This window comes from Serratia sp. CY47280, assembly GCF_052168655.1.
GTDB lineage: Bacteria > Pseudomonadota > Gammaproteobacteria > Enterobacterales > Enterobacteriaceae > Serratia > Serratia bockelmannii.
Genome location: NZ_JBJNMG010000002.1, coordinates 355,930 through 378,481 on the forward strand (window position 1 = coordinate 355,930; position 22,552 = coordinate 378,481).

Annotated in this window: 22 protein-coding genes; 12 read left to right on the forward strand and 10 right to left on the reverse strand. The window is 62.4% G+C overall.

The genetic code is table 11. The annotated features are described in order from the left end of the window. The first annotated feature begins 6 nt into the window (after positions 1 to 6). From aroG to ACJ8J4_RS11120, 3 genes are all read left to right on the forward strand, one after another. Positions 7 to 1,059 (forward strand): 3-deoxy-7-phosphoheptulonate synthase AroG, encoded by a 1,053-nt coding sequence (gene aroG / locus ACJ8J4_RS11110; RefSeq protein WP_025301893.1) that lies wholly within the window; start codon positions 7 to 9, stop codon positions 1,057 to 1,059. Positions 1,060 to 1,316: 257 nt separating this feature from the next. Continuing rightward, positions 1,317 to 2,507, forward strand: a complete 1,191-nt coding sequence (locus ACJ8J4_RS11115; RefSeq protein WP_049208997.1) for a YjgN family protein — start codon at positions 1,317 to 1,319, stop codon at positions 2,505 to 2,507. A 7-nt stretch (positions 2,508 to 2,514) separates the two neighbouring features. After that, entirely contained in the window at positions 2,515 to 3,558 is a 1,044-nt protein-coding gene (locus ACJ8J4_RS11120) for a M48 family metallopeptidase (RefSeq protein WP_197835215.1), read from the forward strand. A 49-nt stretch (positions 3,559 to 3,607) separates the two neighbouring features. Here ACJ8J4_RS11120 and gpmA read toward each other — a convergent pair whose 3' ends face one another. The 9 genes from gpmA to modE form a co-directional block, all read right to left on the reverse strand. Next, positions 3,608 to 4,360, reverse strand: coding sequence for a 2,3-diphosphoglycerate-dependent phosphoglycerate mutase (gpmA, locus tag ACJ8J4_RS11125; RefSeq protein WP_016928714.1), 753 nt, complete (start codon positions 4,358 to 4,360; stop codon positions 3,608 to 3,610). 215 nt (positions 4,361 to 4,575) lie between these two features. Next, complete coding sequence (locus ACJ8J4_RS11130; RefSeq protein WP_025301896.1) at positions 4,576 to 4,923, reverse strand: PsiF family protein; 348 nt, start codon at positions 4,921 to 4,923, stop codon at positions 4,576 to 4,578. 197 nt (positions 4,924 to 5,120) lie between these two features. Further along, entirely contained in the window at positions 5,121 to 6,164 is a 1,044-nt protein-coding gene (gene galM / locus ACJ8J4_RS11135; protein WP_025301897.1) for a galactose-1-epimerase, read from the reverse strand. Next, positions 6,158 to 7,309 carry a galactokinase gene (galK, locus tag ACJ8J4_RS11140; RefSeq protein WP_025301898.1) on the reverse strand — a complete coding sequence of 384 codons (1,152 nt, stop codon included), beginning with the start codon at positions 7,307 to 7,309 and terminating at the stop codon, positions 6,158 to 6,160. Before galK ends, galM begins: the two co-directional genes overlap by 7 nt. Then, positions 7,306 to 8,358 carry a galactose-1-phosphate uridylyltransferase gene (galT, locus tag ACJ8J4_RS11145; protein WP_197835217.1) on the reverse strand — a complete coding sequence of 351 codons (1,053 nt, stop codon included), beginning with the start codon at positions 8,356 to 8,358 and terminating at the stop codon, positions 7,306 to 7,308. The genes galK and galT overlap by 4 nt, the downstream gene beginning before the upstream one ends. Positions 8,359 to 8,641: 283 nt before the next feature. Next, positions 8,642 to 9,460 (reverse strand): CPBP family intramembrane glutamic endopeptidase, encoded by an 819-nt coding sequence (locus tag ACJ8J4_RS11150; RefSeq protein WP_197835219.1) that lies wholly within the window; start codon positions 9,458 to 9,460, stop codon positions 8,642 to 8,644. 167 nt (positions 9,461 to 9,627) lie between these two features. After that, positions 9,628 to 10,200, reverse strand: coding sequence for a cysteine hydrolase family protein (locus ACJ8J4_RS11155; protein ID WP_049208980.1), 573 nt, complete (start codon positions 10,198 to 10,200; stop codon positions 9,628 to 9,630). A 95-nt stretch (positions 10,201 to 10,295) separates the two neighbouring features. Continuing rightward, the gene (gene modF, locus ACJ8J4_RS11160) at positions 10,296 to 11,783 is read right to left on the reverse strand and encodes a molybdate ABC transporter ATP-binding protein ModF (protein WP_043137183.1); all 1,488 of its coding nucleotides are present in this window, start codon (positions 11,781 to 11,783) and stop codon (positions 10,296 to 10,298) included. 90 nt (positions 11,784 to 11,873) lie between these two features. Then, positions 11,874 to 12,665 carry a molybdenum-dependent transcriptional regulator gene (gene modE / locus ACJ8J4_RS11165; RefSeq protein ID WP_025301903.1) on the reverse strand — a complete coding sequence of 264 codons (792 nt, stop codon included), beginning with the start codon at positions 12,663 to 12,665 and terminating at the stop codon, positions 11,874 to 11,876. A gap of 188 nt (positions 12,666 to 12,853) precedes the next feature. On the opposite strand from modE, the gene ACJ8J4_RS11170 reads away from it, so the two are divergent. From ACJ8J4_RS11170 to modC, 9 genes are all read left to right on the forward strand, one after another. After that, on the forward strand, positions 12,854 to 15,016 hold the full coding sequence (locus tag ACJ8J4_RS11170; RefSeq protein ID WP_197835222.1) for a TonB-dependent siderophore receptor: 2,163 nt from the start codon (positions 12,854 to 12,856) through the stop codon (positions 15,014 to 15,016). Between the two features lie 4 nt (positions 15,017 to 15,020). After that, entirely contained in the window at positions 15,021 to 16,016 is a 996-nt protein-coding gene (locus tag ACJ8J4_RS11175) for an ABC transporter substrate-binding protein (RefSeq protein WP_197835223.1), read from the forward strand. A gap of 1 nt (position 16,017) precedes the next feature. Further along, complete coding sequence (locus ACJ8J4_RS11180) at positions 16,018 to 16,773, forward strand: class I SAM-dependent methyltransferase (protein WP_089180640.1); 756 nt, start codon at positions 16,018 to 16,020, stop codon at positions 16,771 to 16,773. 1 nt (position 16,774) lies between these two features. Continuing rightward, positions 16,775 to 17,800, forward strand: coding sequence for a FecCD family ABC transporter permease (locus ACJ8J4_RS11185; protein ID WP_089180641.1), 1,026 nt, complete (start codon positions 16,775 to 16,777; stop codon positions 17,798 to 17,800). Positions 17,801 to 17,823: 23 nt separating this feature from the next. After that, positions 17,824 to 18,585 carry an ABC transporter ATP-binding protein gene (locus ACJ8J4_RS11190; protein ID WP_406894812.1) on the forward strand — a complete coding sequence of 254 codons (762 nt, stop codon included), beginning with the start codon at positions 17,824 to 17,826 and terminating at the stop codon, positions 18,583 to 18,585. Positions 18,586 to 18,731: 146 nt separating this feature from the next. Continuing rightward, complete coding sequence (locus ACJ8J4_RS11195) at positions 18,732 to 18,881, forward strand: AcrZ family multidrug efflux pump-associated protein (protein ID WP_004939813.1); 150 nt, start codon at positions 18,732 to 18,734, stop codon at positions 18,879 to 18,881. A 158-nt stretch (positions 18,882 to 19,039) separates the two neighbouring features. Beyond that, positions 19,040 to 19,813, forward strand: a complete 774-nt coding sequence (gene modA, locus ACJ8J4_RS11200; protein ID WP_197835229.1) for a molybdate ABC transporter substrate-binding protein — start codon at positions 19,040 to 19,042, stop codon at positions 19,811 to 19,813. After that, positions 19,810 to 20,499, forward strand: a complete 690-nt coding sequence (modB, locus tag ACJ8J4_RS11205; RefSeq protein ID WP_015377003.1) for a molybdate ABC transporter permease subunit — start codon at positions 19,810 to 19,812, stop codon at positions 20,497 to 20,499. Before modA ends, modB begins: the two co-directional genes overlap by 4 nt. Next, positions 20,500 to 21,567 (forward strand): molybdenum ABC transporter ATP-binding protein ModC, encoded by a 1,068-nt coding sequence (gene modC / locus ACJ8J4_RS11210; RefSeq protein WP_049203786.1) that lies wholly within the window; start codon positions 20,500 to 20,502, stop codon positions 21,565 to 21,567. A 31-nt stretch (positions 21,568 to 21,598) separates the two neighbouring features. Here the strand turns inward: modC and ACJ8J4_RS11215 are convergent, their stop codons facing one another. Further along, positions 21,599 to 22,417, reverse strand: a complete 819-nt coding sequence (locus tag ACJ8J4_RS11215) for a pyridoxal phosphatase (RefSeq protein WP_025160025.1) — start codon at positions 22,415 to 22,417, stop codon at positions 21,599 to 21,601. Positions 22,418 to 22,552 lie beyond the last annotated feature (135 nt).

Genomic DNA, 22,552 nt, shown 5'->3' on the forward strand with positions numbered 1-22,552 from the left:
AAAGCTATGAATTACCAAAACGACGATTTACGCATTAATGATATTAAGGAACTCCTGCCGCCGGTGGCTTTGCTGGAGAAATTCCCGGCCACTGAACGCGCGGCAAAGACGGTGTCCCAGGCCCGCAGCGCAATTCACAATATCCTCCGCGGCAGCGACGATCGCCTGCTGGTGGTGATTGGCCCTTGCTCCATCCATGATACCCAAGCCGCCAAAGAGTACGCGGGGCGCCTGCTGGCGCTGCGTGAAGAACTGAGCGGCGAGCTGGAAGTGGTGATGCGCGTGTACTTCGAAAAACCGCGCACCACCGTGGGCTGGAAAGGCCTGATCAACGATCCGCAAATGGACAACAGCTTCAACATCAACGACGGCCTGCGCCTGGCGCGCAAGCTGCTGGTGGAGATCAACGACAGCGGGCTGCCGGCCGCCGGCGAATTCCTCGACATGATCACGCCGCAGTACCTGGCGGATCTGATGAGCTGGGGTGCCATCGGCGCGCGCACCACGGAATCGCAGGTGCACCGTGAACTGGCTTCCGGCCTCTCTTGCCCGGTTGGCTTCAAGAACGGCACCGACGGCACCATCAAGGTGGCGATCGACGCTATCAACGCCGCCGGCGCGCCGCACTGCTTCCTCTCGGTGACTAAATGGGGCCACTCGGCGATTGTTAACACCAGCGGCAACGGCGACTGCCACATTATCCTGCGCGGCGGCAAAGAGCCGAACTACAGCGCGGCGCACGTGAAGGACGTCAAAGCCGGTCTGAGCAAAGCCGGGCTGCCGGCGCAGGTGATGATCGACTTCAGCCATGCCAACAGCAGCAAACAGTTCAAAAAGCAGATGGACGTGAGCGCCGATGTTTGCGGGCAAATTGGCGGCGGTGAAAAAGCGATTATCGGCGTGATGATCGAAAGCCATCTGGTGGAAGGCAACCAGAGCCTCGAAAGCGGCGAACCGCTGGTTTACGGCAAGAGCGTCACCGACGGCTGCATCGGCTGGCAGGATACCGAAACCGTGCTGCGCGATCTGGCGGCGGCGGTGAAAGCGCGCCGCGGTTAATCGCGTAAAGAAGGGCTCGCCAGCGGGCCCTTTTCTATTTATCTTAAATTTTTATATCTCCTGTCAATTTAAGGCCTACAGTTAATAGGCTTATTAAATCATTAAGCGACCGTCTTCGCATTATTCCTATTTAATAAAAGAATAATTGTCACCGCTCTCGGCATTGTGCTTATATAAGACGCTTTTTTATTCCACAAACTCCGCATGACGAATAAGCGGGGAGTGGTATGACCTATTCCTTTCAGGACGAAAGAATTATGACAAGTAATACCTCGCAGCCGCTGGGGCTGCACCGGATTAAATTCCATGGGAAAGGTGGTGAGTACTTCGCTATTTGGTTAGTCAACGCGTTATTGACGGCTCTGACCCTGGGCATCTATTCCGCCTGGGCGACGGTGCGTCGTCGTCGCTATTTTTACGGCAACACGGAATTGGACGGCGATCGTTTCGATTATCATGCACAACCGCTGCAAATTCTGAAAGGGCGGCTGTTGGTGATCGGCGGCATCATCGTGTTTTATATCTTGCTGGCGATAACGCCTCTGCTGGGGCTGCTGGCTTTGCTGGTGTTGCTTGCCCTGTTGCCGTGGATCGTTATCCGCAGCTGGCGTTACAATGCGATTATGTCGAGCTATCGCGGCGTGCGTTTTAATTATGTCTGCCGCACCGGGCGCGCCTATTGGGCTTTACTGTTCTGCCCGTTATTGCTGATTATCGGGCTGTATGTCGGTCTGATCGTCTTGCTCGGCATTGGCAGCGGTCTTGGCAGCATCAACGCCATTGCTTTTATGCTGGTGCTGACGCTGATTTTGGCCGTGCCGGCATTTGCGGCGGTAAACGGCATTATTAGCGCACTGCAGCATGACTTGTACGTTAATAACCTGTTTTTCGGGAAGACACCGTTTATTGCCGAACTGAAGAAATCGGCCTTTATCAAATTTGCCTTGGTTGGCCTGCTCATATTCCTGCCGTTCATGTTGGTCGCGCTGGTGTGCATCGGTTCGTTCTTCTTTACCCTCTATCAGATGGTGTTGATGGGCATGTTGACCAATGAAGCCATTGATGTGCTGGTGCTGGACAATATCAGCAGCCTGCTGCTGATGATGGTGGTGCTGCTGATCGGCGCCCTGGTGGCCAGCAGTTACCAGGTTGTCGCCCAACGCAACTACCTGTTTAACCAGGCAAGGCTGAACGGCGACATCAAGCTGCATTCCTCAATGAAAACGATGCCGTACATGGGATTGTTGATCACCAATACCCTGATTACCCTGTTCTCGCTCGGTTTGGCGGCGCCGGTGGCGGAAGTGCGCCATGCCCGTTATCTGGCGGCTTGCACGGCGGTTGAAGGCGATTTGGCGCTGCTGAACATTACTGCGCATCAGGAAACTGCCAACAGCGCGGTGGCCGAAGAAGCGGTGCAGGCGCTGGATCTGGGCGGCAGCTTCTGAGGCGCCGATGATCCTTGAAGGCGCTTATCAATTGCCGGGGCGGGCCGCACGTGAGGCGGCCCGTTTACTGGTGAACGAAAGCGGCGAAGGCGTGACGCTGCAGCGGCAGGATGAACAGCGTTACATCCCGCTGGCGGACATCACCGTTTCTGCCGCGCTGGGCAATATTCCGCTGACGCTCACCTTTAGCGACGGTGCGCGCTTTGTGCCGGATGACGATGCGGCCTTTCGCCGCTGGTTCTATCAGCGCCGTTCGCCGGGGTGGGTACATCGCCTGGAACGCCATAAACGCGGCGTTGCCTTAGCGCTGCTGATGACGCTGCTGGCGGTAGTGGCTTACGTTTACGTGGTGCTGCCGTGGGCGAGCAGCGAGATCGCTATGCGCATCCCCACCTCGGTGGAACAGACGCTGGGCGAGCATACACAGACGTTTTTGGACCAGAGCGGCTTCGCGCCCTCCGCACTCCCGGTCGAGAGGCAGCAGGCGTTGCAACAGCTGTTCCGGCAGGTGACGCCGCCTGAGATGCGCCAGGAGCGCACGCCGCTGTCGCTGAAGTTGATGGCGGCGCCCGGTGCGCCGAACGCCTTTATGTTGCCAGACGGCACGCTGGTGCTCAGCGATGAGCTGGTCACTTTGTCGAAAAACGACGATGGCTTGGCGGCGGTGATGCTGCACGAAATGGGGCATCACGCTTATCGTCATCCGATGCGCATGCTGGTGCGTTCGTCACTGGTGGCGTTGACGCTGATGTGGATGACGGGTGACGTCAGCGGCATCGGCGACACGTTGCTGCAGTCCGCGTCCTTCGTGAATGAGATGCAGTTTTCTCGCGGGATGGAGCGTGAGGCCGATGCGTTTGCGATAGCGGAAATGCAGCGCCAGGGGCGTTCGCTGGCGGAAATGGCGGCGATCTATCGCGCGTTGGCGCAGGCGCCTGAACGAGAAAAGACCGATGACTGGGTGCTGCCTGCCTGGCTCAGCACCCATCCGGCGATGCAGGAACGGCTGGACGCGGTGAACGAGGCGATGGCGCAGCAGCCGCGACAGTAATAAAAAAGCCCCCGGTGAAAACCGGGGGCTTTTTCGTTAACGGGCGAAATTACTTCGCTTTACCCTGGTTCGCCACGGCGGCCGCTTTTGCAGCGATTTCGTCGGCGTTACCCAGGTAGTAACGTTTGGTTGGCTTGAAGTTCTCATCGAACTCATACACCAACGGCACGCCGGTTGGGATGTTCAGTTCGAGGATTTCGTCTTCGCTCAGGTTATCCAGGTATTTCACCAGCGCGCGCAGCGAGTTGCCGTGCGCCGCAACGATCACGCGTTCGCCGCTCTTGATGCGTGGCAGGATCTCTTCGTCCCAGTAAGGGATAACGCGATCGATGGTCAGCGCCAGGCTCTCGGTCAGCGGCAGCTCTTGCTCGCTCAGCGAGGCGTAGCGCGGATCGTGGCCAGGGTAACGTTCGTCTTCTTTGGTCAGCTCAGGTGGGGTCACCGCGAAGCCGCGACGCCATTGTTTTACCTGCTCGTCGCCGTATTTTTCAGCGGTTTCGGCTTTGTTCAGACCCTGCAGCGCACCGTAGTGACGTTCGTTCAGCTTCCAGGATTTTTCGGTTGGCAACCAGGCCTGATCCAGCTCGTCGAGGATGTTCCACAGGGTGTGGATCGCGCGCTTCAGTACGGAGGTGTAAGCGAAGTCGAAAGTGAAACCTTCTTCTTTCAACAGCTTGCCTGCTGCTTTCGCTTCGGTGCGGCCCTTGTCGGACAGATCAACATCATACCAACCGGTGAAGCGGTTTTCTTGGTTCCACTGGCTTTCGCCGTGACGCACCAGAACCAGCTTAGTTACAGCCATAGCTTAACTCCTTAATAATCTGACATTTCAATGATAACGAAAATCATTATATTGCCGCGGGCCGGGGCTCGGCAATCGATAGTGTCTAACCATAGCCAATTTCTTGCCGCAAAGTAAGGGCTGGCGAAAGGAAAAAGCTGAATCGTTCAGGCTGGCGCTGTGAGGGGGAAACGGCGCGCCGAAATCGCTCCGGGCGCGCCGTGGCGTGGGGGAAATCAGGCCGATTTTTTCAGGCAGTTGCTCATGAAGGTTTTACGCGCGTCGCCCTTCAGATCCTTGGTCTTGGCGTCGGCGTTGCAGCTTTTCATTTTCTGCTGCTGCGGCGTCAGGGTTTTGCCCGCCGCGGCGGAGCCTTCGGATTTCAGACAGGTGCTCATGAAGGTGGAGCGATCGGCGCCTTTCAGCGATTTGGTGGATGCCTGCTGGTTGCAATCGGTCATGCGTTTCTGTTGGGCGGCCTGCGCCGGAGAAGGCGTTTTCGTCGCCGTCGTCGCGTCGGCCGCCATCAGATTGGTGCTCAGCATTAAGCCCGCCAGCAATGGAAGTGCAGTAATCAGACGCATAGGTGTTCCTTCAGCTATTGATTGGCCGCCATCGGCCGAAAATGGTGACGTTGCACAAGGCGTTGTGCTTATCACGGTAGCCTGAGTGTAGTGCGCGCTTTGGAATAAGGGAAGGTGGGCGCCGGTAGGGGGATAGCGCTAAAAGGTAAGCATTTATAACAAATTGCCCCCGGCCGCACGGCGAGGGGCGTAGCGGGTCAGATAGGATAAAACTGATAATGCGTGGCGCTGCGGTAGCGACTCCCCGGTTGCAGCCAGCAGTCCGGCTGCGGCCACTCGGGATGGTGCGGGCTGTCCGGCAAAAACTCGCTCTCCAGCGCAACGCCGGCATGGTTGGCGTAGCTGCCGCCATCGCGCGCCGGCGTGCCGGCCAGAAAATTGCCGCTGTAGAGTTGCAGTGCAGGCGCGTCGGTGAACACGCTCATTTGCACCTGGCCGTCGGCGGACCACAAATGGGCTGCCGGGCTCTCCAGCGCGCCGCAGGTGCGGTGCAGCAAGAATGCGTGATCGTAGCCTTTTACCCGCTGCTGGTCGCGATCGCGCAGGAAATCCTGCAGCAGCGTTTTCGGCTGACGAAAATCCATGCCGCTGTCGTCCACCGGCGTCAGATCGGCGCAGGGAATGCCCTCGGCGTCGACGGGCAGATAGCGATCGGCGAACAGCTGCAGCCGTTGGGCGCGGGCGTCGGTGCCGGCGCCGTCCAGATTGAAATAGGCGTGGTTGGTCAGGTTGACCGGGCAGGGGCGATCGACCTGTGCCAGATAGCTGATTTCCAAACGATTATCCGGGGTCAGACGGTAGCAGACCTGCACGTCGAGATTGCCGGGGAAACCCTGATCGCCCTCCGCCGAGTGCAGCGCATAGCAGACCTGTTGCGCATCCTGCTGGACCCGGCGCCAGCGGCGGGCATGAAAACCGTCGGGGCCGCCGTGCAGCTGGTGGACGCCCTGATTGGCGGCCAGCGCATGGGGAGTCCCATCGATGGGCAGGCTGGCGTTGGCGATGCGGTTGGCGTAACGGCCGACGGTGGCGCCCAGATAGGCGCCCTGGCGCGGGTAGTCTGCCGGGCTGCGGCAGCCGAGCAGCAGTTCGCGTTTTTCACCGGATTTGAGCGGCAAGACGGCGGACAGCCAGGTGGCGCCCCAGTCCATCAGCGTCACCGTCATGCCGGCGGCGTTTTGCAGCTGCGTCAGCTGATAAGGCTCCCCATCGGGCGCCGCTGCCGTGCTCATCGTCAGCATGTACCGGCCCCCTGTGAAGCCTGGCAGACATAGAACGTTTCCTGTAATCCGCCGGTTTGCCGCGGATACTCGTGCGCCACGGCGGCACGCACCGTCTCCACGAGATCCTGTGGCATCAGCGCGACGATGCAACCGCCAAAGCCGCCGCCGGTCATGCGCACGCCACCGCGCGAGCCGATCGTCGCTTTGACAATCTCGACCAACCGATCGATTGGCGCCACGGTGATTTCGAAGTCGTCACGCATCGAGGCGTGGGACTCCGCCATCAGCCGGCCCATGCGTTGCAGATCGCCGGCCGCCAGCGCATCGGCCGCCGCCAGCGTGCGGGCATTCTCGCTGATGACATGGCGCGCGCGTTTGGCCACCAACGGATCCAACTGATGTTGACGTGCTTCAAACTGTTCCGGGCTGACGTCACGCAGCGCCTTGACGCCGAAGAACCGAGCCGCTTCTTCACACTGTTTGCGGCGGGTGTTGTACTCGCTGTCCACCAGCCCGCGCTGCACATTGGAGTTGATGATCACCACCGCGACGCTGTCCGGCATCGGCACCGCACGGGTCTCCAGCGAGCGGCAGTCGATCAGCAGAGCGCTGTCGCGCCGGCCGAGCGCGGAGATCAGCTGGTCCATGATGCCGCAGTTGCAGCCGACGAACTGGTTTTCCGCCTCCTGGCCGTTCAGCGCCAGCGCCACGCCGTCCAGCGGCAGCTGATAGAGCGCCTGCAGCGCCTGGCCTACCGCCACTTCCAGCGCGGCGGAGGAGCTGAGCCCCGCGCCCTGCGGCACATTGCCGGCGATCACCAGATCCGCGCCGCCGAAATCGGGGTTGCGTCGCTGAAGATGTTTCACCACGCCGCGCACATAGTCGGACCAGCGCTGATCGGGGTGGTTGACGATCGGCTCGTCGAGCGAGAATTGATCCTGCTGATTCTGATAATCGGCGGCCAGTACGCGGATCTGGCGGTCGTCGCGCTTGGCGCAGGCGATGACGGTTTGGTAATCGATGGCGCAGGGCAACACGAAGCCGTCGTTGTAATCGGTATGCTCGCCGATCAAATTCACCCGCCCCGGCGCCTGGATGGTCAACGCCGGCGCGTAGCCGAAGTGTTCGGTAAACAGGGAATGGGTAAGCGGTTTCAGGCTCATGCTTGGGCTCCGGCTTCACGGTAATGAATATCGCTGACGGCGCGCAGACGCTCTGCGGCCTGTTCGGCGGTCAGATCGCGCTGGGTTTCCGCCAGCATCTCGTAACCGACCATAAATTTGCGCACGCTGGCTGAACGCAGCAGCGGCGGATAGAAATGGGCGTGCAGCTGCCAGTGTCGGTTGTCGGCGCCGTTGAACGGCGCGCCGTGCCATCCCATCGAATAGGGGAAAGAACACTGGAACAGGTTGTCGTAGCGGCTGGTCAGCTTCTTCAGCGCCAGCGCCAGATCTTGGCTTTGTGCCGCGCTGAGATCGGTGATGCGCTGCACCGCCGTTTTCGGCAGCAGCAGCGTTTCAAACGGCCAGGCGGCCCAGTAGGGCACCACCGCCAGCCAGTGTTCGGTGTTCACCACGATGCGTTCGCCTGCGGCCAGCTCGCGCTGCGCATAATCCAGCAGCAGCGGGGAGGCATGTTCCCGGAAATAGTCGTGTTGCAGGCGATCTTCGCGCTCGGCCTCGTTCGGCAGAAAACTGTTGGCCCAGACCTGCCCGTGCGGGTGCGGGTTGGAGCAGCCCATCGCCGCGCCTTTGTTTTCGAACAATTGCACCCAGGGGTAGTGCTTGCCCAGCTCCTCGGTTTGCGCCTGCCAGGTGGTGACCACCTGCTCCAGCGCCGGCAGCGTCAGTTCGGGCAGAGTCTTGCTGTGATCGGGAGAGAAGCAGATCACCCGGCTGACGCCGCGCGCGCTCTGGCTGCGCATCAGCGGATCGTGGCTGTCGGGCGCCGGCGGCGTATCGCTCATCAGCGCGGCGAAATCGTTGGTAAAGACATAGGTGCCGCGATATTCCGGATTGCGATCGCCGGTGACGCGCGCGTTGCCCGGGCACAGGAAACAGTCGGGATCGTGCGCCGGCAGCATTTCCGTGGGGACAGTCTCCTGCTGGCCCTGCCAGGGGCGCTTGGCGCGGTGCGGTGAGACCAGCACCCACTGGCCGCTCAGCGGGTTAAAGCGGCGGTGCGGATGGTCGATAGGGTTAAATTCCGTCATACGGTTCCTTCTTGGCGTCGACAAGGGTGTAATCGCTTCCAATTACCGTTTTAATACGCCCGTTGCTGAACAGGGAGAAGTCATTGCGCAAAAAGATAGCACGCTCGCGACGGTAAAAAGGTGATCTAACGCGAAAAATGGAATCGTTTACACTTCATTGAAAAGCACTGGACGGGCGGAGAAAAGCAGGGGGCGGCATGATTGAGGTCATACGGTGAGGTGCTAGTGATAGCGTTTTCACCCGACCAGCCGGCAGAAAGGGGCTCTCTGCCGGCGTCAGCCGTTAAGAATGCTGATACAGCGGGTAGGTGAAGAACAGCAGATGGGTCAGATTAAGCCCGAAATGGAACAGAATCGGCACCCACAGACGGCCGCTCCACATCCACGCCAGGCCGTAGATCACCCCGGCCAGCGTCGCGAAGATCACCATCAGCGTACCGCCGGCCAAATGTGCGGCGCCGAACACCAGGGAGGCGACGATCAGCGCCGGCCAGGCGCCCAGCCACTGGCTGAGGCGCTGTTGCAGGTAGCCACGAAACAGCGCTTCCTCGGCCATGCAGACGAAGAACAGGTTCGCCATCACGAAAGGCAGGATCCAGGCGGGCGCATGCAACTCGATTTTTAAGCCGCCCAGCGCTACGGCCAGCAGCAACAGCGCCGGCACGGCCAGCAGCAGCGCAATCCAGCCCGCTCTGCCGGCGTTGCCGTCGCGTTCGGCGGAAAACAGCGTGGGCAAGCAGGCGAACAGCAGGAAGGGCACCATCGCCTTATCGAAGTTGTAATACATGGTGAACGGCGCGCTGAGCGGGCCGGCTTTTTCGCCGTCGATCATCAGCTGGTTGTGGATGCCCGGCACCAGATGCAAGAACAGCGCCACGCAGCCGGCGACCACCAATCCTTCGAGCGCGATCGCCATATTGCGCTGCGCGCGAAAATGGTGACGCAACCCCGCTAGCGCTACGATCGCCAGCAGATAACTCAGGCTGAGCGGCGTCAGTACCCCATGATAAAGCCCCATACCCGCTGAGGCGGCCAGGATCACCCAGGCTATCAGCCGGTTAAACGGCAAGAAAAATAACGAAGCAGCCAGTACGCCCCACATAATATGTCCCTTTAAAATATGTACACGGCGCTCAGCGCCTTTGCGGCGTGCGATGATGGCGAAATTGAGCGCTAGAGCGGATAGTAGCACACCAGGATGACGCTAAAGGTCGGGGCAGTGATGCATTCGTGCATGATGCCGGCCCACACGATCGGCGGCGATGCGGGTCAGCCTTTCATCCATGCCTGCGAACGGGTGATTTCGGCCAGGTTTTGCAGGGTATCCAGACTCTGCTGGTGGATCTCCTGCGTAGGGGCTGCGCACAGATCGTGCAGTACGGTCACCTGAAAGCCGGCGTCGTGCGCCTGACGCGCGGTGCTCTCGATGGCGAGCGGTGTACTGATACCCGCCAGCAGCAAATGGTGGCACCGATGTTGCCGCAGCCAGGCTAACAAATTGTTACCGGAGAAGGCGCTAACCGCCGTTTTTTCAAACTGCAGATCGGTCTCTTCCTGATGCAGTTCGGGCACCCAGCGGCAGCCCGGGCCATTTAGCCGCAGCGCACCGATCTGCTTGAGATGGTTGAACAACGGCGAGTGGGGCGGGATATCATGATAATCGTCGGCGAATCCCACCCGCACCCAGATCACCGGAATTTTTCGCACCCGGGCATAGGCCGTGGCGGCATTGACGTTAGCGAGCAGGTGGGTTGCCACCACCTGTTCACGGCAGTGGTTGGCGCGCCCTTTGGGCCCGATCAGATCCTCGATCAGGTCGATGATAATCAACGCAGCGGACATGGCGTCTCCAGAAAATGGCCTTCTTTCTTTCTATGATAAAAGGCCAAATGTGATGTGCTGCGGTGAAGTGTTGCCGGATATGTTTACGCCGCGTTTCAGGCGGAGGCCGCCTCCAGCCGCTGGTGTTGATAGCCGTAGCCGCCCTCGCCGTCGGGCACGAAGCTGAGGCGGTGAGTGATGCACTGCGGCGCGTCTTCGGCATGGTGCGAAACGAACAGCAACTGGGTGGCGCCCTGGCCGATCAGCACGTCGATGAAGCGGCGCACCAGCTGGCGATTGAGCGGATCCAGCCCTTGCAGCGGTTCGTCGAGGATCAGCAGCGCCGGGTGTTTCACCAGCGCACGGGCGATCAGCGCCAGCCGCTGTTGGCCCCAGGAAAGGCTATGGAACGGGGCATCACCGCGCGCGCCGTCGAGCCCGAGCAGCGCCAGCCATTGCTCGGTCAGCTGCCGCTGACGATCCGAGACCGCCTGATAAATGCCGATCGAATCGAAGAACCCCGACAGCACCACGTTGCGCACGCTGGTGTTGACGCGATAATCCAGATGCAGACTGCTGCTGACGTAGCCGATATGGCGCTTGATCTCCCAGATGGTTTCCCCGCTGCCGCGACGGCGGCCGAACAGCGTCAGATCGTTGCTGTAGCCCTGTGGATGATCGCCGGTGATCAAGCTGAGCAGCGTGGATTTTCCGGCGCCGTTCGGGCCGATGATTTGCCAGTGCTCGCCGGGGTTAACCTGCCAGTTGAGGTGATTGAGGATCGGCCGATCGTTATAGCTGACCACGCCGTCGCGCAGGACGATCAGCGGCCGGTCCGTCGGCAGGGCTACTTTTTGCGTAGGATCCTCGGTTTCCGGCAGCGCCAGCCCGCTGAGGTTTTCGCTGTGCGCCAGCTGCGCCACCAGCGCGTCCGCCATCACCTGGCTGCGCGGCCCGCGGCTGGTTAGGGTGCAGTCCGCCAGCACGCCCACCTGCCGGACAAAATCCGGTATTTCGTCGAACCGGTTGAGCACCAGCACCACGGTCTGGCCCTGGGAGGAAAGCTCGCTCAGCAACGCGGCGAGCTGTGCGCGCGAGTGCACGTCCAGCCCGTCGAAGGGTTCGTCGAGGATCAGCAGGTCAGGCTCGGGCATCAGCGCCCGGCACAGCAGGGTCTTGCGCGTTTCGCCGGTGGAGAGGTATTTAAAGCGGCGGGTCAGCAGGGCGGTGATGCCGAACTGCGCGGCTAGCCGCTCACAGCGCGCGGCGTCTTTCACCTCTTCCTGAATGATCTCCGCCGCGGTGCGGCCGGTATCGTCCTCGTCCGCGCTGAGCAGGTCGGTGTTGTTGCGTTGCCACTCGTCGCTGACCATTTTTTGCAGCTGTTCGAAGGAGATGCGCACCGCATGCTGAAAGTCGCTGCGGCGTTCACCGCTCAGCAGAACCAGTTCGTCGGCCAGCGCGCGCGCCAGGGCGGATTTGCCGCTGCCGTTGGCGCCGACGAAGGCCCAGCTGTCGCCGGCCTGGATCGCCAGTGCATCCAGCGTCAGGGTACGGGTATCGCTTAAGCGGAATGAACCTTGCGAAATGTGCAACGACGACATCACCTGTTCCTTTTTTTGCAATTATTTGCCTTAGAAATAGGCGCATTGCACGGTGATGTCAATCAGCAAAAACGCAACGTTACGTTGCGCTTAACACAACGTGGCGACAATCACGTGGTCGGCGTTGAACAGGGCGTGTACGGCGGTACCGACGCTCAGCTGCAGGCGCTGTAACTCCGCCGTCGTCAGGGTGGCGCACAGGGTTTCGCCCCCGGCCAGCGTCACCAGCACCTCGCTGTGTTCGGCCCCCGGCTGAATGCCGGCTACCACGCCCGCCAGCGCGTTATCCGCACCGGTATGCTCCCCCGTCTCGATGCTTAACCGCACCCAGGGCGCTTTGATCAGCGCCAGCACCTCTTTGCCGGGCACCAGCTGCAGCCGGTCGGCGCTTTGCTGGGTGATGGCCGCCGTCAGGCGAGTGGTGCCGTCGTTCAACAAAATCGCCAGGTGCTGCTGCACCTGCTGATGATCGCGTTCGATCACGGTGCCGAAGAACTGATTGCGCGCGCTGGTTTGCAGCGAGAAGCGCGAGATGGCCGCCAGCAGGCTGTCGAGCGGCAGATCGTCCTGCTGCAACACGTCGAAGGCCTTTTGCTGCACCTGGCCCAGCAGGTCATACAGCTGGATCAACCGTTGGCCGTAGTGCGTCAGCTGCGCGCCGCCGCCGCCTTTGCCGCCGGTGGCGCGGTCCACCACCGTGTGTTCCGCCAGTTGGTTCATCTCATTGATGGCGTCCCAGGCGCTTTTGTAGCTGATGCCCGCCAGTTTGGCGCCCTGGCTGATGGAGCCGGTGTGCTGCACCTGTTTCAGCAGCGCGATGCGGCGCGGATCGGCGAACAGCTTTTGCTGGAGTTTGAGAGTCAGAAGAATTTCGGCCTGCATAGCGCATCCTGTCGACGGCAAAAACCGTATTGTCGCCGATTTGGCGGCAAAGCGCCAAACGCCGTGCGTGGGAGAGTGGGGCAATAAAGACTGGTATTGTAATATTGTTATAATATAACATAACAGAAAAACGATAAGGCTTTACGCCGGCTGCGGCCGGTTTTTATTTCACCACAGGGATGCTCCACATGAGTACGACACGCCGGCGTCTTGGCACGCCCAAAAAATCTTTATGTCTTGCCGCCGCATGGATCGGCGGCGCACTGACAGCGCCGCTGGCTTTCGCCGCCGACTGCGATAAAGCCCGCAATGCCACGGGGTGTGAAGAACAGCTCACCGTGGAGGCGGCGGCCCCCGCCGGGCGTTACGATGCGTTGAACGCCGTGAGCCGCAGCGCTTCGCAGATCGGGCTGACCGCTCGGGAGACGCCGCGCAGCGTCGATATTATCAGCGCGCGGGCGATCCAACAGCGGGGCGATCGTTCGCTGGCCGCCGCCGTCGAGCACGCTACCGGTCTGTCCGGCGTCGCTTCGCCAACGTTGTCCAACAACTTTTCCGCACGCGGTTTTCGGCCGATCGCCTGGCTGTATAACGGCGTAGAGATGCCCGGCAGTACGCTGCAACTGGGCGATCCGGCGCATTACGACAGCATCGAGGTGCTGCGTGGGCCGGGGTCGGCCTTGAACGGGCTGAGCGCCGCAGGCGGCAGCGTCAACCTGATCTCGCGGCGGCCGACCTTCAAACGGCAGCCGTTCGAGCTCGATTATGGCCTCGGCAGCTACCGCAGCCAGCGTTTGCATCTGGGTGCCGGCGGCGCGCTGATGGACGATGTGATGGCGTACCGGTTGGACGTCAGCGGCAACGACAGCGGCAGCAACGTGCAGTATGAACGCGATCGGCAGAAGCGGGTATCCGGCTCGCTGCTGTTTAAATTGACGGACGATGCGCTGCTGACGCTGAGCCTGGACCGCATGCTCAACCGCACCAACAACCCTTACTACGGCACGCCGCTGCTGGACGGGCGCATTGCCGGCGAGCTGCGTGACATCAATTACAACAACCTGACCGACAGCCGCATCCAGAGCAACGCCACCGCATTTCAGGCCAGTCTGGACTGGTTTATGACGCCCGAAGTGGAGTGGCATAACCAATTCTATTACTACAGCGGCTTTCGCGAATGGCGCAACGTCGAGCGTTTCCGCGTCGCGGCGGCGGCCCGGCCCGGCGACGTCAACCGCGACTCCTTTGGCGCCCTGGCGCACGACGACGATCTGATCGGCAACCGCAGTTCGCTGGTGTTCGATCGGGCGATCGCCGGTTTCGATAACCGGTTGCTGTTCGGCTTCGATCTGAGTAAGCGGCATTTTCAGTACTACTCGAACGGTTTCCCTGGCTCCGAAGACGTACCGCTCGGCGCGCCGCCCAGAGAGCCGTTCGCTCAGGGCACCGCCAGCCAGCGTGCGCCGGTGCGCCACGTCACCCAGAATCAGTACGCCGCCTTTCTTGAAGACCGCTTCAGCCTGACCGAGCGTTTAGCGCTGCTGGGCCAGCTGCGCTATAACCATATGAACATGGACTGGCGCTTCCAGGGGCCGCAGGAAGAGAGCCGCGCCCACACTTATGTTTTCAGCACCTGGAGCCTGGGCCCCAGCTATGCATTGACCGATAACCTCACGCTCTACGCCAACTACACCACCGGTCAGGAGCCGGGCAACGATCTGTTCTTCCTCAGCCCAACGCAGACCGATCTGCCGCTGACGCGAGCGCGCCAGTGGGAGGCCGGCGCCAAAGGGCAGTTCTGGGGGAACAAGGGCGAGGCGACGCTGGCGCTGTACGAACTGCGCAAGGACAACCTGTTTGTGCCCGACGCGCAGCGGCCGGATGCGTTGAACGCGGTAGGCAGGCAGACGTCGCGTGGCATCGAGCTTGGCGTGGTGCTGCGTCCCGACGATCGTTGGGAGCTGGCCGGCAATGCCGCCTACACGCACGCCCGCTACGACGACTATCGCGGCGGTAGCCCGCTGCGCAGCTACAACGGCAATCGCCCGGCCTATATCCCGGACTGGACCGCCAACCTCAGCGTGCATTATCAGGCGACGGCGCGCCTGGGGCTGGCTTCTTCGCTGCGCTACGTCGGCAGCAGTTATAACGACGACGCCAACCAGCGCAAGATGCGCGCGTATACCACGCTCGATCTGGCGGCGGACTATCAGCTGACGCCGATCGTCGATGTCGGTTTTCGCATTCGCAACGCCACCAACCAGCTGTACGCCTATCAGCGCACCTACCCGGATCAGGCGCTGATCGCGCCGCCGCGCAGCTATGAAACCTTCGTGTCGGTCAGGTTCTGACGGCGTGAAACGATCGCTTTATCCGTTGTTGTGCGCCCTGGGATTGGGCGGGGGCGTGCCGTGGCACGCTGAGGCCGTCGGCCTGCAAAATTGCGGGGTAACGCGCGATTATCCGCAGCCACCGCAGCGGGTGCTGGTTTACGCCAACCCGGCGTTGGAAAACCTGCTGGCGCTGGGGCTGGCTGGCCGTGCGATCGGCGTGGTCGGGTATGACCGCGCGCGCGATCCCGCGCCGACGGCGCCGGCCGATGCGCTGCGGGCGCCCGCCAGCCCGGCGCCGCCCACTGCGGAAGCGTTGCTGCTGATGCGGCCGGATTTTGTCTATTCGGCCAGCTATTACTGGCTGCACAGCCCGGAAACGCCCGATCGGGCGCGGCTGGAGGAATGGGGCATCGGCACTTACCTCTCCCCCGGCGCCTGCAGCGGCCAGCAAAGCGCGATCGCCGCCGCGCTGACGTTTGAAGACATCTTCTCCGAGCTGCGGGAGCTGGCGCGCATTTTCAACGTCAGCCGCGGCGGTGAAGCGCTGATCGCGCGGCTACGTGGGCAACTCCAGGCGTTTGAGGCGCAGCGCGCGCCGCTGCCGCATTTACGTCTGCTGTGGTGGTATGCCGGCACGCAGACGCCCTACGTGGCGGGCTGCTGCGGCGCACCAGGTTTGCTGAGCCGAAGCGTCGGCAGCGAGAACCTGTTCGGCGATCTGCCCGAGCTGTGGCCGACGGTATCCTGGGAGGTTATCGCCGCCCGCGATCCGGATGCGATCGTGCTTGGCGATCTGCCGCGCGGCGGCTTCGGCGACAGCGCGGCCGACAAGATCGCCTTTCTGGAGCATCACCCGCTGACCGCTACGCTGCGCGCCGTGCGTCAGCGGCGCTACGTGATCCTCCCCGGTTACGACATGGACCCTTCCGCCCGCACCGTGGCGGCGCTGGGCCGTTTGATTCGAGGCCTGGCGGCCTTGCCGCCGCAGGCTGCGACTTTTTCCAACAAGGAACCTTGATATGACTGCCGTTTCATTATCTTCGCTGCTGGACTCCTGGGATCGCCAGCAGGCGGCCTACATCGCCGAGCGGGAAGCGCGTTTTAACGCCCAGCTGGAGGTGCTGGCGCTGGCCGCCGGCCAGGATTTTCACGTGGTGGATCTAGCCTGTGGCCCGGGATCGCTGAGCCTGCGCATTTTGCAGCGCTTTCCGCAGGCCAGGGTAACCGCCATCGATCTCGATCCGTTGCTGCTGGCGGTGGCGCGCGGCGCACTGGCGGAGTATGGCGATCGGATCCGCATTCTGCAGGCCGATCTGGCGGATCCTGCCTGTTTTTCCGCGCTGTCCGGCCCCGCGCCGCAGGCGGCGGTGTCCAGCACGGCGCTGCACTGGCTGATGCCGGAGCAGCAACTGGCGCTGTACCGCAACGTCGCCGGGCTGTTGGCCGACGGCGGTGTATTCCTCAATGCCGATCATCAGCGCTATGACCACCGTCAGCCACGGCTGAAGGCGTTGGCCGAGCGGCACGATGAGCAGACCCAGCAACGCGCCTGGTACAACGGCGTCGAGGATTGGGATCGCTGGTTCGCCGGCGCGCTGCAATTACCGGCGTTGGCCGCTTATCAGGCCGAGCGTGAGGCGCTGTTCGCCGGCCGCCCGGTGCCGCCGCCGACGCCGGTGGATTTCCAGCTCGCGGCCCTTAGGCAGGCCGGTTTCAGCGAGGCGGGGACGGTGTGGCAGCTGTTGGACGACTATGTGATCGCAGGCTGGAAATAGCATGAGCCGGCGGTTACTGCCCGGCCGTGAGGCCGGCTGGCTGCTGTTGCTGGCGGCGGCGCTGCCGATGGCCCTGCTGAGCGCCACCTTGTCGGGGCCTGCGCCGATCGCGTGGCACGACGCCTGGCGCATCGTGCTCGGCGTTAGCGGCGGTGCGCAGACCGATGCCGAGGTGTATCAGCGCATCATCTGGTCGCTGCGGATGCCGCGCGCGCTGCTGGCGGCGCTGGCCGGCGCCGGGCTGGCGCTGGCGGGCACCGTGCTGCAGTCGCTGACCCGCAACCCGCTGGCCGATCCCTGGGTGCTGGGGATCTCCTCCGGCGCGGGCGTGGGGGCGGTGACGGTGCTGGTATTGGGGCTGGGGGGCGGCCTGCTGTCGGTGTCCGGCGGGGCGTTTAGCGGCGCGCTGGGGGCGTTTGCGCTGGTGATGTTGCTGGCCGGGCGTTCGCTGCAGGGGGAGTCCACGCTGTTTATTCTGGCCGGGGTGGCGGTGACGCAACTGCTCTCCGCACTGACTTCGCTGATCACCCTCTGGCAGGCAGACGCCAACGCCACGCGCGGCGTGATGTTCTGGCTGCTGGGATCGTTCAGCGACGCGCGCTGGCCACAGGTCGGGCTGTGCGGGCTGGCGCTGGCGGCGACGCTGCTGCTTTGCTGGCTGCGGGCGGGTGAGCTGGACGCGCTGGCGTTCGGCGGCGTGACCGCCGCTTCGCTGGGGGTGGCGGTGGCCCCGCTGAAGCTGCTGCTGTATGTGGCGACCACCGCGCTAACGGCGACGATCGTCGCGTTCAGCGGCGCGGTGGGGTTTATCGGGTTGACGGTGCCGCACGTCGCCCGGCGGCTGGTCGGCTCGCGGCATCGTCAGCTGTTGCCGGCCAGCGCGCTGTGCGGCGCTTTGTTCGCCGTGGCGGCGGACACGCTGGCCAGAACGCTGTTTGCCCCGCGTGAACTGCCGGTCGGCGTGTTGACGGCGCTATTGGGAGTGCCGGTATTCCTGCTGTTGCTGTATCGGAAGGTCAATGCATGACGGTTGAAAAAACGCAATCCGGTCTGTGCGCCGAGGGGGTAAGTTGGCGAGTGGGCGCGCGCACGGTGCTGGAAAACCTCAGTTTCTGCGCCTTGCCCGGTGAGATCACCGGCGTGCTCGGCGTCAACGGCAGCGGTAAATCCACGCTGCTCAAGCTGTTGGCCGGGCTGCAGCCCGCCGCCGGCGGCCGCGTTTGGCTGGAAGGGCGCGAGATCGCCGCGTTTACCGGGCGGGAACGCGCCAGGCGCATCGCTTTTCTCGAGCAATCCGCCCCCGGCACCTTCGCGCTGCCGGTGAAGGAGGCGGTATTGTTGGGGCGTCTGGCCCATATCGGCCGCTGGCGCGGTTTTGGTACCGAGGATCGCCGCCTCGCCGGGCAGGCGATGGAGCAGGTGGGCATCAGCCACCTGGCCGATCGCGATTGGCAGCGGCTGTCCGGCGGTGAACAGCAGCGGGTGCACCTGGCGCGCGCGCTGGCGCAGCAAACGCCGTGGCTGCTGCTGGACGAACCCGCCAACCACCTGGATATCGCTCATCAGCAGCAGTTTATGGCATTGCTGCGGCGGCTGAAGCTCAGCGTGGTGGTGACGCTGCACGATCTGAATCTGGCGGCCTGTTATTGCGATCGGGTCGCGCTGCTGCAGCGGGGCGGGATCTGTGCGGCGGGCACGCCGCAGCAGGCGCTGACGCCGGAGCACATTCGCGCGGTATACGGGGTGGAGGCCCGGCTGGCGGCGCCCGACGGCTATGCGCCGCCGCTGATCTATTACCCCGCGGCAGGATGAGATCGGTCAAAAGGGCACGTTTGGCCGATCACAATTTCGCCTCGCTGGCTAAAATAACTCCGGTTTTAGCGATTTTTTTGGGTTAGAATAACCCGATATGCGGTGAAAGGCATTTGCCGCTCAATGGGCAGTTAAGCGAGGCTATCATGTTGGAATTATTGAAAAGTCTGTTATTCGCCGTGGTGATGGTGCCGGTGGTCATGGCGCTCATTCTCGGTCTGATCTACGGTTTTGGCGAAGTGTTCAACGTCTTCTCCAAAGTGGGCCGTTCGAAAGAAAACCGCACCCAGCACTGACCGTTCCCTATCCCGATACCCGTCGGCATCGCCCGGCGGGCATTCCTCAAGTTATCTCACGCTTTGCCGATAAACCGCATGACAAGCTTTCGCGCCACGTTATATTATTTTTTATATAACGAAGAGTGATAATGCACGTTAACTTGCGGAGAAAAACAATGAAACAGCAATGGACCCAATGGGTTGGCGGGATCGTGTTGGCATCGGGCCTGGTGGCTCAGGCCTCGGCGGCGGAAAAGATCACCGTGTTCGCCGCCGCGTCGCTGACCAACGCGCTGCAGGACATCGCCACCCAATATCAAAAAGGCAAGGACGTGCAGGTGGTTTCCTCCTTCGCGTCGTCTTCTACGCTGGCGCGCCAAATTGAGCAGGGCGCCCCGGCCGATCTGTTCATCTCCGCCGATCAGCAGTGGATGGATTACGCCATCGACAAGCAGCAGATGGTGAAAGACACCCGTTACACGCTGCTGGGCAACGAGCTGGTGCTGATCGCCGCCAAGAGCGATAAACAAGACAAGATCGCCATCGACAAGCAGACCGACTGGGCCAAGTTGCTCAGCGGCGGCCGCCTGGCGGTAGGCGATCCGGATCACGTGCCGGCCGGCATCTACGCCAAAGAGGCGCTGGAGCATCTGGGCGCCTGGAGCGTGCTGGAGCCGAAACTGGCGCGCGCCAACAACGTGCGCAGCGCGATGGCGCTGGTGGAGCGCGGTGAAGCGCCGCTCGGCATCGTCTACGGCTCCGACGCGGTCGCCAGCGACAAGGTGAAAGTGGTAGGCGTGTTCCCGGAAGACAGCCACAAACCGGTTGAATATCCGATGGCGATGGTGAAAGATCGTCAAAATCCGACGGTCAGCGCTTTCTATACCTATCTGAAGGGCCCGGAAGCGGCCGCTATTTTTGAACATTATGGATTCACCCCGCGTAAATGATCCTGAGTGAGTACGAGTGGCAGGCGGTTGAGCTGAGCCTGAAAGTCTCCGGTTTGGCGGTGGTCTGCAGCCTGCCGTTCGGCATTCTGATGGCCTGGGTGCTGGTGCGTTGCCGCTTTCCCGGCAAGGCGCTGCTGGACGGCGTCATTCACCTGCCCCTGGTGCTGCCGCCGGTGGTGGTCGGCTATTTGCTGCTGATCGCCATGGGGCGGCGCGGCGTCATCGGCGAGTGGCTGTACGACTGGTTCGGCTTCAGCTTCAGCTTTAGCTGGCGCGGCGCCGCGCTGGCGTCGGCGGTGGTGGCGTTTCCGCTGATGGTGCGCGCCATCCGGCTGGCGCTGGAGGCGGTGGATACCCGGCTGGAGCAGGCGGCGCGCACGCTGGGCGCCAACCCGTGGCGGGTGTTTTTCACCATCACGCTGCCGCTGTCGCTGCCCGGCGTCATTGTCGGCGTGGTGCTGGCCTTTGCCCGTTCGCTGGGGGAGTTCGGCGCCACCATCACCTTTGTCTCCAACATTCCCGGTGAAACCCGCACCATTCCGCTGGCGATGTATACGCTGATCGAAACGCCGGGGGCGGAAGCCGCCGCCGCGCGTCTGTGCGTGATCGCCATCGTGCTGTCGCTGGCTTCCCTGATGGTGTCCGAATGGCTGGCCCGCTGGGGCCGCAAACGGATGGGGGTGTAAATGCTGGAGCTGGATTTCTCGCAGCAGCTGGGCGACCTTAATCTCAACGTCCGCGCCGATTTGCCGGCGCAGGGCATCACCGCGATTTTCGGCCTGTCCGGCGCGGGCAAAACTTCCCTGATCAACGCCATCGGCGGCCTGACCCGTTTGCAACAGGGGCGCATCGCGCTCAATGGCCGCACGCTGGTGGATACCGCCACCGGTCTCTGCCTGCCGCCGGAAAAGCGCCGTATCGGCTATGTATTTCAGGATGCGCGCCTGTTCCCGCATTATCGGGTGCGCGGCAACCTGCAGTACGGCATGGCGGCCGGCATGCGCGCGCAGTTCAATACCATTGTCGAGCTGTTGGGCATCGGGCCGCTGCTCAATCGGCTGCCGCTGACGCTCTCCGGCGGTGAAAAACAGCGGGTGGCGATCGGCCGCGCGCTGCTGACCGCGCCGGAACTGCTGCTGATGGACGAACCGCTGGCCTCGCTCGATCTGCCGCGCAAACGCGAGCTGCTGCCGTATCTGGAGCGGCTGGCGCAGGACGTCAACATCCCTATCCTCTACGTCAGCCACAGCCTGGACGAGATCCTGCGTCTGGCCGAGCAGGTGATGGTGCTGGATCGCGGCGAGGTGCGCGCGTTCGGCGGGCTGGAAGCCGTCTGGGCCAGCAGCGCGCTGCGGCCGTGGCTGCAGCGTGAAGATCAGAGCAGCGTGCTGCGCGTCAGCGTGATTGAGCATCATCAACGCTATGCCATGACCGCGCTGGCGCTCGGCGATCAGCGGCTGTGGGTCAGCGGCATCGACGCCGAACTGGGCACTCAGCTGCGCATTCGCATCAATGCCGCCGACGTCTCGCTGGTGCTGCAACCGCCGGTCAACAGCAGCATTCGCAACGTGTTGCCGGCCAAGGTCAGCGAGTGTCTGGATGTGGGCGGGCAGGTGGAAGTGAAGCTGGCGGTCGGGGAACACGTGCTGTGGGCGCGCATCACGCCGTGGGCGCGAGACGAACTGGCGATCCGCCCCGGGCAGTGGCTGTACGCGCAGGTGAAGAGCGTGTCGATCAGCCGCGAGAGCCGCTAAGACAGGCCCTCCCGGCGGGAGGGCGAAAAGACTAGAGTACGCGGGTGCGGATCACCTCGGCGATGCCCGGCTGCAGGTTATCGGCGATCACCAGATCGGCGCGTTCCTTGATCGCGTCATCGGCGTTGCCCATCGCCACGCCCAAACCGACCGCTTCCAGCATGCTGATATCATTGTAGTTGTCGCCGAACGCCACCACCTGATCCATGCTCAGTCCCTGCGATTCCACCCATTGGCGCAGGCGCTTGCCTTTGCTGTTGCCGCCTTTGGCGATATCCACCTGATCGTGCCAGGACCATTCGCACGCTAGCCCCAGCTCTTTCTCCACCGTGTCGGCAAACTCGCGCAGCGCCGGAATATCGGCGTGCGAGGTGGCGAATTTCCAGATCGCCTGCGCGTCGTCGGCCGCCTGCGCCAGGCTGCCGACCTGCAGCAGCGTTGGGCGCTGTGCCGCCGGCAGGGTTTCGGCCCAGGCCAGCGAGCGGGTCACGTGGCCGCTCGGTTCCTGATACAGCATGGCGTCGTCAACGTACATCAGCCCGTGAATGTCGGTCTGTTTGAGCATCTGCAGCACCTGCTTGGCCTGATCTTTCGCCAGCGGATCGGCGGCCAGCACCTTTTTCTGCTGAAAATCATACAGGTAGGTGCCGTTGCAGCAGATGGCCGGCGTGTCTATCTGCAGCGCCTGGTAGAACGGATGGATGGCGACGTGATGGCGGCCGGTGACCACCACCACCTGGACGCCGGCGGCGCGCGCCTGCGCAAGCGCTTCCAGCGACTGCGGTAAGATGCGTTTTTGATTGTCCAGCAGGGTGCCGTCAAGATCGAGGGCGATGACGCGGTAGCTCATAGGGTTCTCGTTATCGTTAGCCATAAAATTAATCCGATGGTACACCGGATAGCCAACGGAGAAAACCGCGTGAACATCCGGTGCTAAGCAGGGTTGCCATGCGACGGATGTGCGGTAAGCTAGGAGCAATCGAAC

Bases quoted from the DNA above. Each gene is read 5' to 3' on its own strand.
- aroG (WP_025301893.1), top strand. From the start codon at position 7: ATGAATTACCAAAACGACGATTTACGCATTAATGATATTAAGGAACTC.
- ACJ8J4_RS11115 (WP_049208997.1), top strand. From the start codon at position 1,317: ATGACAAGTAATACCTCGCAGCCGCTGGGGCTGCACCGGATTAAATTC.
- ACJ8J4_RS11120 (WP_197835215.1), top strand. From the start codon at position 2,515: ATGATCCTTGAAGGCGCTTATCAATTGCCGGGGCGGGCCGCACGTGAG.
- gpmA (WP_016928714.1), bottom strand. From the start codon at position 4,360: ATGGCTGTAACTAAGCTGGTTCTGGTGCGTCACGGCGAAAGCCAGTGG.
- ACJ8J4_RS11130 (WP_025301896.1), bottom strand. From the start codon at position 4,923: ATGCGTCTGATTACTGCACTTCCATTGCTGGCGGGCTTAATGCTGAGC.
- galM (WP_025301897.1), bottom strand. From the start codon at position 6,164: ATGCTGACGATGAGCACGGCAGCGGCGCCCGATGGGGAGCCTTATCAG.
- galK (WP_025301898.1), bottom strand. From the start codon at position 7,309: ATGAGCCTGAAACCGCTTACCCATTCCCTGTTTACCGAACACTTCGGC.
- galT (WP_197835217.1), bottom strand. From the start codon at position 8,358: ATGACGGAATTTAACCCTATCGACCATCCGCACCGCCGCTTTAACCCG.
- ACJ8J4_RS11150 (WP_197835219.1), bottom strand. From the start codon at position 9,460: ATGTGGGGCGTACTGGCTGCTTCGTTATTTTTCTTGCCGTTTAACCGG.
- ACJ8J4_RS11155 (WP_049208980.1), bottom strand. From the start codon at position 10,200: ATGTCCGCTGCGTTGATTATCATCGACCTGATCGAGGATCTGATCGGG.
- modF (WP_043137183.1), bottom strand. From the start codon at position 11,783: ATGTCGTCGTTGCACATTTCGCAAGGTTCATTCCGCTTAAGCGATACC.
- modE (WP_025301903.1), bottom strand. From the start codon at position 12,665: ATGCAGGCCGAAATTCTTCTGACTCTCAAACTCCAGCAAAAGCTGTTC.
- ACJ8J4_RS11170 (WP_197835222.1), top strand. From the start codon at position 12,854: ATGAGTACGACACGCCGGCGTCTTGGCACGCCCAAAAAATCTTTATGT.
- ACJ8J4_RS11180 (WP_089180640.1), top strand. From the start codon at position 16,018: ATGACTGCCGTTTCATTATCTTCGCTGCTGGACTCCTGGGATCGCCAG.
- ACJ8J4_RS11185 (WP_089180641.1), top strand. From the start codon at position 16,775: ATGAGCCGGCGGTTACTGCCCGGCCGTGAGGCCGGCTGGCTGCTGTTG.
- ACJ8J4_RS11195 (WP_004939813.1), top strand. From the start codon at position 18,732: ATGTTGGAATTATTGAAAAGTCTGTTATTCGCCGTGGTGATGGTGCCG.
- modA (WP_197835229.1), top strand. From the start codon at position 19,040: ATGAAACAGCAATGGACCCAATGGGTTGGCGGGATCGTGTTGGCATCG.
- modB (WP_015377003.1), top strand. From the start codon at position 19,810: ATGATCCTGAGTGAGTACGAGTGGCAGGCGGTTGAGCTGAGCCTGAAA.
- modC (WP_049203786.1), top strand. From the start codon at position 20,500: ATGCTGGAGCTGGATTTCTCGCAGCAGCTGGGCGACCTTAATCTCAAC.
- ACJ8J4_RS11215 (WP_025160025.1), bottom strand. From the start codon at position 22,417: ATGAGCTACCGCGTCATCGCCCTCGATCTTGACGGCACCCTGCTGGAC.